Here is a 7,480-nt window from a genome sequence, read left to right on the forward strand (position 1 = left end):
AACTACCCCCACTTTCACCTCGTTTAGAAGTGGGGGATTCCTAAGTAAAGAGTTCTATCGAACTCTAATTTATTAGGCTATCTCCGCAGTTCTTGCGGTTAGAAGTCTTATCGCTTCATTCTTTAGATTGATACTTGCGTTTATATCCCTATCATGATGTGTAGTACAGGAAGGGCAGTCCCATTCACGTAGGTTTAGATTTTTAACGTCTTTGTTTTGATATCCACAACAAGAACATAATTGGCTTGAAGCAAATGTTTTCGATACGACAATGACTTGTTTGCCGTACCATTTTGCTTTATATTCCAACATGGTTCGAAACTGTGACCATGATACCTCACTAATTGCTTTTGCTAACTTATGATTCTTTAACATATTCGATACTTGCAAATCTTCTATACCGATAACATCGTGGTTTTTGATGATTTCAGTCGAGATTTTGTCCAAGTAATCTTTTCTAGCGTTTGTCATGTATTCATGAATTCTAGCTACCTTTACTCGTTGTTTATTCCAGCGAGAAGACCCTTTCATTCTTCTAGAAAGAACACGCTGTGCTTTCGCCAACTTCTCTTCTAATGATCGAAAAAACTTCGGATTTTTATAGGTTTTTCCATCTGACAAAATGGCGAAATCTTTTAGTCCTACATCCATTCCAATGTAAGAATGTGTTTTCGGAAGTTCTTGCACTTCTGTTTCAACTAGCAATGACACAAAGTATCTGCCAGAAGGGTTCCGTCTAACCGTAGCATTTAAAATCCGTCCATTTACTTCACGACTTTTGGCAAATCGAACAAGACCTAGTTTCGGCAATTTCATTTTGTTTCCCACAACGGCAATGTTTTCATTTGTTTGTTTTGTGGTGTAAGATTGTACGGCGTTTTTCTTAGATTTGAAACGTGGGGAACTGTTTTGTTTTTTGAAAAAACGTGTATAAGCATCCGCAAGGTTGCGAACAGACGACTGAATAGCAATACTATCCACTTCTTTTAGCCAAACAAATTCTTTCTTCATGGCAGGAAGTTTGGCGGAGCAAGTACCATATGTCAAACCTTTTCCTGTTTCTTTGTATACGTTATCCCATAGAGATAGGAAATGATTGAATACAAAACGAGAACAACCAATTGTTTTATTGATTAGAGTTGCTTGTGCTTTATTTGGATATATACGAAATTTATATGCTTTATTGATAATCATAAGTTTCACCTCCATTTCGATATATGTCTATTATACACCGAACGTACATTCGTTGGGTAGTGAAGTGATCCTGACAAATTGTCCAGTAACACTTTACTACCTGTCGAACAATTAAGATGGCTTCCTGCCATCCCTCGTCCGAAGCCAATTCATCTCCCACCTACTCACTGGTCTGTGGCCCTTCACGTTCCTTGAGGAAGGAGTCTTCTTGGCTAAAATGATAAATAATTTGGATATCTATTCAATGTAATCATTATAGTTACATTTTTATTTAGGTATCAAGGATAGATTGTATGCAATTTTACATGTGTGTCATTTTAACCATAGATTGCTTTCACGATGTAATGTAGCTGCTGCTCATCCCTCCCCCCATTGGCTCTATATAAAAATATTCTAATTCTAGATTGATATCCTATCTAACTTTCATGTTTCTTTGTAATGGTGCGCAGTTTGATAAACATAAAAAAGTTCCCTGCTTTATAACAGGGAACTTTTTTGCATATTATTTACTTACAATCCTAAAATTCCTACAATCTGACGAGCTTTAGCATTATTAATATAATAATGCATCTCTAATCCTCTTCTTTCTGCACGGAGTACGATTCCTCTCAATTTTGATAAATGCTGTGAAACAGTGGATTGCGGGAGTCTTAATATTTCCGTTAACTGTGTAACATTACACATTTTATGGTGCATTAATTCATTTACAATTTGTAATCGAACCGGATGTGCCATTACCTTTAATACATCTACATCCTCTTCGCGGATTTCAGCTAGATCTCTATCAGATACTAATGTTATCATTTCGTATTCTCCTTTATTATTAATTTCTATTTTCCTATTATCCTTATAACTAGTACTTATAGATGATTACCATTTGTCCTGTTGAGAAAATATATACTCTTTTTAAAACAAAAAGGACACCTATCCTGAAAACAGTTTTTTTACTGCTTCAATGAATTGATGCCCTCTAATTTTTAGCCAGACTATATTTGATTTTGAAAGGATTATTTTATAGTCTATTATATGACTTTGAATGACACTTAACATGCTTTGCTAAGCAAAAGTAATTCTTCTGTCCCTTGTTTAAAGACGAATTAAAATTCTACTTTTGCTTTCTCGTATTGCAAAAGCTATAAGAAGCATCTCTTCATCTCACCTTCTACAAAATAGAATTTATATTTCTCAACACAAAACGAATGGAATTCAAATCCCAATAATAGTAATATAATGGTACCTTCAGTTATCAACTGTCATTCCTTTTTGAAAGGCTCTGTCTTTAATGACAGAGTCTTTTAAATTTCTCCAACTAAAAATAGCCTTTCTATTTGGTTTTCTTGTTAACCCAAATAGTATGTATACCACTTTTAACCTACTAATTCCCTGTTACATTCCTTCATTTAGAGATTGAGGGACTTCTCGTTCACATCATAAATTATGCAACATTGCATTTGATAACTATTTTCATTGTAACTATAATGATTACAGGATTACTATTAATCCAAATATTCTATGTGGAGGTTTTATTATGTTTAAAAAAATCATTGTGTCTTCTATGGCACTTACTATGTTTGGTGGAGCTGCAACTATGCTAGAGACACCTACTGCTCAAGCAGCTTCTTATAACTCAACATCTTCTTACTTTGATGTTACTCCTGAAGAAGCCGCTGCTTTCTATCAATCTCAAGACTATAAAAAATTAAAAGCATTTATGGATGACTTTGAAGCTAGAAATCCTTATACTCCTGGTGGAGGCTACGCTCAAGGTAGTGTACGTATGCAAAGATTCAACGATGCTCTTAGAGATGCTAAATTAACAAATGTCTACCAAGAATTTATTAGAATCTCGTACTACAATCATTATCCAGAACCAAAATAATAGAAATGTATAAAGTATCTTTTATTGATTTAGCTTTGCCCACTTATCTTATCGCCTAATTTTAAATGTATAATCCAAAAATAATTATTAGAAACCACTCATTAAGGGTGGTTTTTCTATTTTCCCATGAAATTTAGCTTATGAATGCTAATTTATCTCCATTGAAAACATTAAATGAATCAACTACTCTACTGTTGGAGTACAACTAAAAAGCTAACTGTCATTAAATGAGCAACGTTAGCCATTTAGTTGATTTCAACACTTTACCTATACACGATAAAACAGGAGTGTGAATAATACTTTCACACTCCTTCCCTATCTTTTGGTTCAAACACATATTTTCTCTTAGTGAATTTTATATTGCCCTGATAACTGTTCTTGCGCCATACGCACTAAGCGTTTTGTAATTTCCCCACCTACTGAACCATTTGCTCGTGCTGTTGAATCCGGTCCAAGTGTAACACCAAACTCCTGAGCAATTTCATACTTCATTTGCTCAATAGCGCTTGCTGCAGCCGCTACCAAAATTTCATTTGAATTATTATTTTCGCGAATTTGCATTTCTTACACACCTCCAATGATTTTGGTAATATCATGCTCTATTTCCAATAAAATATGCAAAAAAATATTCTTTTAGTTGTATAACTCATTTATCTATGCTTCTATCGACCATACATCAAATACAATGAGTTCTTATAGGTAATCAAGTGACACTTTAGCGAATTTACCGAAAGCATTCTCCCTCCTCAAGCGTATGAAGGGCGCTAGCCCAACGGTAGGTGGGAGATGAATTTCGGTTTGGCATAGCCAAACTCTTTTGATAAACTAGCTATATGAAGTTCTTTGATAACTTGATATATGAGGTTGCAGGAAGAAAATAGAGTGCGAAAACCAAGCCATTCGGTTCCTGCGTAAAGTATCAACCGTACCAAAAGGGCGTCCAAGCGTTGGACATCTAGGGGGGGAACACCCCGAAGTAACGCTCAGGGAGACGAAAGGTTGCTTTCGTCGTGGAACTGAGAAGCTCCCACTTCAAGGTTTGCTAAGTGGCGAGTAGTTCACACACACTGTTACATTATTAAAGAGACAATTACCTCAATCAAAATTGCAGCCCAAACGACTCACTTTTTACATTTATTAAAGTAATCCCATAATTTACGAAATATAAATTATAATTAACAAAAAGACTCATTCTAATTAGAATGAGTCCTTTATGTTAAGTTGTGCCTTCTTTGCTACATATACTGTTTCTTCTATCCAATATCAAAAAAGCTTTTTCAAATGGATTAATCCTACACCTTATTTATTCTATTAACTTTTAAACTCTCCAATTAATTCTTGTAACTCTTGTGAACGCCAACTTAATGAATTTGATAGTTCTGCAATATCCTGTACATATATTTCTTGCTCTTTCATACTTGCCTCAACATTACTACTGCTATTCGCGTATGTATTTGCAATGTGTGATAATTCATTTACAACCCGAACGATAGTTTGACTATTTTGCAAAATATCACTTGAATTACTCGAAGTCGCTTTAATTTGATTTGTAACAGGTTGTGCAGATTTTGAAATTTTTCCGAAGAAAGCACCACTACAACACAAACAAACCAGCGCCTCATTAGGCAAACGATATTCAACCATTTCAAACGGAAGTTTTTGGACAGACTCATCCTTATGATCGCGTTTCTTCTTACGGCAATAAGTGCTCGTTTCAATAGCTGGTTCGGAAGTCTCAGAATTACTTTCTTTCCCAACTTCATTATTCTGTTCTTTTGCCTAAAATTCCAATATCCCCATAACTTCTTTCGTAAATAGTTTAAAATCTGTTAAATGTTTTTCAATAATTTGACGAACAATATCTAAATTTACGCTTTGATAATCATGAACAGCAATATTACGAAATCCAACCATCGCTTTTAACTTATTTGCTAGCTCTGCACTAAGTAAGCCTGCTGTAACCAATAAATCAAAAGCCTCTCGACTAGATTGAGGTAGTCCTAACTTTTTCCCAGCAACAATATGCATTGCTAAATCAATACTCGCTTCACAAGCTCTTTGTATGTTCAATATTATTGAATCTTGTTTTGTATAATCCTTTAAATTTTCAGGGTCATTTCCATACACATCTTGGATTCTTTTTATACAACGCTCTATTGTAGAAATTTTATTCAAAATAACTTCATTCTTCATATATAGAACCTCTCTTCTTTATATCATCAAATACTATCTGGCGTTCTTCATTCAATTTTGAATACATTTTTAAAGTTTTCATTTCAAAAATAACTTTTCGTTCTTCATCGGAACAAAATATTGTCTTTCCTGTATGTATAATCTGAGCTTGAAAAACTGTCGAAGCTTCTGATAAATCAACTAAATCAACATCTCTATTAACGATGTTTGCTAACTCCTGTGCTAATAAAAAACGTTCATAATTCCCTAAATTTATGTCACTTAAATAAGCTATATCAATATCACTATCTTCCCGTTCTCTGTTCTCAGCCGTTGATCCAAACACAATTATCCAATAGGGATTCACCGTCTCTTGTAATTTTTCTATAATAGCCGTTATCATGCTTTGAAAAATCATTTAATTAATCCCCCTTATTATACTTGAATTTTATTATATCATAACCATTATCAAATCCTTTAAGCTACAACAAATACTTAAAAATGGCTCTGTTAAAGATAGTTGTTGATAATACCCTAAAAATAAGGGTGCTCTGGATTAGGGCACTCTTGCTTTTACTGGTGAAAAAACTGATTAACTGAGTCCTCAGACTTCAAGTGTTCCTGTATCAGTTTCTTTAAGTCTTGTTCATTTTCAAACCCATCCAATTTATTTTTGTACCAATCTTGTAATTTCTCTTTTGTTACAGTGAATTCTTGGTCTGGAAATTTGAATGTAATCCAATCTACATTTTTAATTAAAGCAAAAAGAAATGTAGCGTTTGATATAACAGTTTCCTTCATTTCTTTATCTACTTTTTTTACATCTATATTTTTGTATTCTAAAGTAATTCCATACGGTTCCTTCGTAGTCTCAAGTGAATATTCATTCAACTCTTTTCCATGAGCCAATTGCCTTGAGATATTTCCAACTGCACTAGCGTCACCCACATAGGAATTCTTATATCGAAACAAATCTGTTTTTGAATCAGCATTTAGACTACATCCACTCAATAATATCATTAGCGATAACAATGAAATAAAATAAATGGTAATCCTCTTCACTGTTTCCTCACCTTTCATCTGATATTTTCATCTAATTTTATCATATTCAATAAAATCCCTTCTAATAATTCTTTGTTTTGGGATTTTCAAAGCAAGCAATTTACAGAGAATTTAGAGAGACGTAAGCTATCATAAGTATCTGCCATTTCAAATACAAATGATGTTAATAGAAGTTCTTTAACTTCTATCCTTTTCAGTACTTGCATATATGTAATATAAAACATATAAGGGAGGTTGAAAAAATGGTAATTTCAAGACAAGATTCCTGGACTAACGATGACGATTTATTTCTCGCATCAATAGTACTTCAGAATATTCGTAACGGTGGAACACAGTTAGCTGCATTCAAAGAAGTAGCAAAGCAATTAGCTAGGACACCCGCAGCTTGCGGATTTCGTTGGAATTCATACGTGCGAAAACAATACGAAGAAGAAATACAACAAGCAAAACAAAATCAAAAAGTGGGAAACAACATTTCCTCCTCCCAACCAGAAAAAGAAATAAACTCTTTGTCTATGACATTAGACGACATTATTCTCTTTCTACAAAATTATAAAGAAATGAATGAATTAACAAATTTACAAAATCAAATTGAATATTTAGAAGCAGAGAATCAATCCCTTCTACAACGTTTAACTATGTATGAAGAAGAGTATCATATGTTACTTAACCATATCGATAAGACAAGAAATTTAATTGTAGTCGATTAAACAGAATAACCATATCAATTTTTTAATTCCAGTACCTTAGCCCGCCAAAATTACTACTTATAAAGGTATTTCAGCCTCTTATAATTGATAATAAATAAAATACACATACATAATGTATGTGTATTTTTAATTTGACTTATTTTAACGAATTTACCGAAAGAATTCTCCTTCCTCAAGCGTGTGAAGGGCACTAGCCCAACGGTAGGTGGGAGATAAATTTCGGTTTGGCATAGCCAAAAACTTTTGATAAACTAGCTATATGAAGTTCTTTGATAACTTGATATATGAGGTTGCAGGAAGAAAATAGAGTGCGAAAACCAAGCCATTCGGTTCCTGCGTAAAATATCAACCGTACCAAGAGAGCATCCAAGCGTTGGACATCTAGGGGTGGAACACCCCGAAGTAACGCTCAGGGAGACGTAGGTTACTTTCGTCGTGGAACTGAGAAGCTCCCACTTCAAGC

General features: G+C 34.0%; 8 protein-coding genes and 1 pseudogene. 2 read left to right on the top strand and 7 right to left on the bottom strand.

Translation table 11 applies throughout. From position 1 onward, the window contains the following. Positions 1 to 72: 72 nt before the first annotated feature. Positions 73 to 1,194, bottom strand: coding sequence for an IS200/IS605 family element RNA-guided endonuclease TnpB (gene tnpB / locus VK90_RS17665; RefSeq protein WP_048374277.1), 1,122 nt, complete (start codon positions 1,192 to 1,194; stop codon positions 73 to 75). Between the two features lie 510 nt (positions 1,195 to 1,704). After that, positions 1,705 to 1,998: an ArsR/SmtB family transcription factor gene (locus VK90_RS17670; RefSeq protein ID WP_002175022.1), complete on the bottom strand. Its 294-nt coding sequence runs from the start codon at positions 1,996 to 1,998 to the stop codon at positions 1,705 to 1,707. Positions 1,999 to 2,722: 724 nt separating this feature from the next. On the opposite strand from VK90_RS17670, the gene VK90_RS17675 reads away from it, so the two are divergent. Then, positions 2,723 to 3,073: a hypothetical protein gene (locus VK90_RS17675; protein WP_048374278.1), complete on the top strand. Its 351-nt coding sequence runs from the start codon at positions 2,723 to 2,725 to the stop codon at positions 3,071 to 3,073. Between the two features lie 345 nt (positions 3,074 to 3,418). Here VK90_RS17675 and VK90_RS17680 read toward each other — a convergent pair whose 3' ends face one another. The 5 genes and pseudogenes from VK90_RS17680 to VK90_RS17700 all read right to left on the bottom strand — a co-directional run bounded on the left by VK90_RS17680 (position 3,419) and on the right by VK90_RS17700 (position 6,307). Continuing rightward, positions 3,419 to 3,634 (bottom strand): alpha/beta-type small acid-soluble spore protein, encoded by a 216-nt coding sequence (locus VK90_RS17680; protein ID WP_001167050.1) that lies wholly within the window; start codon positions 3,632 to 3,634, stop codon positions 3,419 to 3,421. A gap of 750 nt (positions 3,635 to 4,384) precedes the next feature. Further along, positions 4,385 to 4,669, bottom strand: a pseudogene (locus tag VK90_RS17685) (methyl-accepting chemotaxis protein); the annotation flags it as partial. Positions 4,670 to 4,852: 183 nt separating this feature from the next. Continuing rightward, a complete protein-coding gene (gene hepT, locus VK90_RS17690; RefSeq protein WP_002175020.1) occupies positions 4,853 to 5,266 on the bottom strand; it encodes a type VII toxin-antitoxin system HepT family RNase toxin in 414 nt (137 codons plus the stop codon). Continuing rightward, on the bottom strand, positions 5,256 to 5,663 hold the full coding sequence (gene mntA / locus VK90_RS17695) for a type VII toxin-antitoxin system MntA family adenylyltransferase antitoxin (protein WP_048374279.1): 408 nt from the start codon (positions 5,661 to 5,663) through the stop codon (positions 5,256 to 5,258). Before mntA ends, hepT begins: the two co-directional genes overlap by 11 nt. Positions 5,664 to 5,818: 155 nt before the next feature. Then, positions 5,819 to 6,307, bottom strand: coding sequence for a DUF4825 domain-containing protein (locus VK90_RS17700; RefSeq protein ID WP_048374288.1), 489 nt, complete (start codon positions 6,305 to 6,307; stop codon positions 5,819 to 5,821). A 242-nt stretch (positions 6,308 to 6,549) separates the two neighbouring features. Between VK90_RS17700 and VK90_RS17705 the strand changes: the two genes are divergently transcribed. Continuing rightward, positions 6,550 to 7,017 carry an RsfA family transcriptional regulator gene (locus VK90_RS17705; RefSeq protein WP_048374280.1) on the top strand — a complete coding sequence of 156 codons (468 nt, stop codon included), beginning with the start codon at positions 6,550 to 6,552 and terminating at the stop codon, positions 7,015 to 7,017. The last annotated feature ends 463 nt before the right edge of the window (positions 7,018 to 7,480 follow it).

The sequence above is a fragment of the Bacillus sp. LK2 genome, assembly GCF_001043575.1.
GTDB classification, from domain to species: domain Bacteria; phylum Bacillota; class Bacilli; order Bacillales; family Bacillaceae_G; genus Bacillus_A; species Bacillus_A paramycoides.